This is a genomic window from Stenotrophomonas pictorum JCM 9942, from assembly GCF_001310775.1.
Classification (GTDB): domain Bacteria; phylum Pseudomonadota; class Gammaproteobacteria; order Xanthomonadales; family Xanthomonadaceae; genus Stenotrophomonas; species Stenotrophomonas pictorum.
This window is the reverse complement of record NZ_BAZI01000436.1, coordinates 1-2,004: the sequence shown is the minus strand read 5'-3', so window position 1 is coordinate 2,004 and position 2,004 is coordinate 1. Positions and strand designations below refer to the sequence as shown.

The following is a 2,004-nucleotide window of genomic DNA, read 5'->3' as shown; positions in this document are numbered from 1 at the left end:
CTCTGCGCTGCTGCTGATGGCACTGATGTGGTGGGCGCTGCGCCGCGCCACCGCGCCGGTCCGCTCGCTGCTGCGCGCCCTGGCCGGTACCACCAGCAGTTACCGCGACGGTGAATTCAACTTCAGCGTGCACTGGCGCGGCAACGACGAACTGGCGCAGCTGGTCCGCGCCCATGGCGAACTGGGCGAGGTGTTGCGTGAGCAGCGCCAGGCGCTGGCGCAGCGCGAGCTGCTGCTGGACACCATGGTGCAGAACACGCCGGTGGCAATGCTGCTGCTCACCAACGGCGGCGATGGTGTGCAGCGGGTGACCTTCTCCAACACCGCCGCGCGCAAGCTGCTGCACGGTGGCTGGAAGCTCGAAGGCAAGCGCATGCATGAGCTGCTGGAAAGCATGCCCATCGAACTGCGCAACGCCATCGCCCGGGGCGGGGACAGCCTGTTCGCGGTCCGCGAGCCCGATGCGATGGACGGCGACGAGGACGACGAGCAGATCTATCACCTGTCGCGCCGCAGCTTCCATCTCAACGGCCGTCCGCACGAACTGCTGCTGCTGCGCCTGTTGACCGCCGAGCTGCGCCGCCAGGAAGTACAGACCTGGAAGAAGGTGATCCGGGTGATCAGCCATGAACTCAACAATTCGCTGGCGCCGATCGCCTCGCTGGCCCACTCCGGTGCCGAACTGGTCCGGCGTGGCAAGACCGAACGGCTGGAGGACATCTTCGCCACGGTCGAGGAGCGTGCCCGACACCTGGAAGGCTTCATCCGCGGCTACGCGCGTTTTGCCAAGCTGCCGCAACCGCAGCTGCAGACGGTGGTCTGGAAACCGTTCCTGCAGGGCCTGCAGCAGCAGATCAGCTTCCGCATGACCCCGCCGCCGGACGAGCTGAGCAGCCGCATCGATCAGGCGCAGTTTTCCCAGGCGCTGCTCAACCTGCTCAAGAACGCGCACGAAGCCGGGGCGGACGCGGCCGCCGATTCGGTGGAACTGCGCGTGGCGCGGTTGCCGAACTGGCTGCGTATCGAGGTGCTGGACCGGGGCAGCGGCATGAACGAGGCGGTGCTGCAGAACGCCCTGATGCCGTTCTATTCCACCAAACGCAACGGCACCGGGCTGGGCCTGGCGCTGACCCGCGAGATCATCGAAGCCCATGGCGGCCGCATCGCGCTGCAGAACCGCAAGGACGGCGGTCTGTGCGTGGCGATTCTGCTGCCGCACGATTGAACCCGCCGACAGCCCGGCGACGTCTTCAGAAGCCGGCAGGCGCTGCGGCAGATGGCCTTGCGCCCGCCCGTGCGGTGCATTCACAACGCGCGGATACGCCGTCGTCCCGCAGACACAGGGCGCGATACGCTCGCGCCCTGTGTCTGTCGGCTCAGCCCTTTTTGACCGGTCGTACCCAACCGTCGATGGTCTGCTGCCGTGAGCGCGCCACGGTCAGCTTGCCGGCGGGTGCGGTGCGGGTGACCACCGAGCCGGCGGCAATGGTCGCCCCCTCCTCCAGCGTCAGCGGTGCCACCAGCGAACTGTTGGAACCGACAAACACCCGGTCGCCGATGATGGTCTGGAACTTGTTCACCCCGTCGTAGTTGCAGGTGATGGTGCCGGCGCCGATGTTGGTGCCGCTGCCGATCACCGCATCGCCCAGATAGGTCAGATGGTTGGCCTTGCTGCCTTTGCCCAGGGTCGCCTTCTTGGTCTCGACGAAGTTGCCCACGTGCACGCCCTCGGCCAGTACCGTGCCAGGACGCAGACGCGCGAACGGGCCGATCTGCGCGGCGCCGTCGGCGACCACACCTTCCAGATCGCAATGCGCCCGCACCTCGGTGCCGGCGCCGAGTCTGACGTCCTTCAGACGCACGAACGGACCGATGCTGACGCCATCGCCGAGCTCGACCTCGCCTTCCAGCACCACGTTCACATCGATCTGCACATCGCGGCCCACGGTCACCGTGCCGCGCTGCTCAACGCGCGCCGGGTCCAGCAGCCGTGCGCCCTGCGCG

Annotated in this window: 2 protein-coding genes; one reads left to right on the top strand and one right to left on the bottom strand. The window is 67.5% G+C overall.

Translation table 11 applies throughout. The features are described 5' to 3' along the window. On the top strand, positions 1-1,225 hold a 1,225-nt coding region (locus tag JCM9942_RS14720), incomplete at its 5' end, for a sensor histidine kinase (protein WP_054660580.1). Positions 1,226-1,376: 151 nt separating this feature from the next. Here the strand turns inward: JCM9942_RS14720 and JCM9942_RS14715 are convergent. After that, a partial coding sequence (locus tag JCM9942_RS14715; protein ID WP_304941154.1) for a DapH/DapD/GlmU-related protein occupies positions 1,377-2,004 on the bottom strand: 628 nt, incomplete at its 5' end.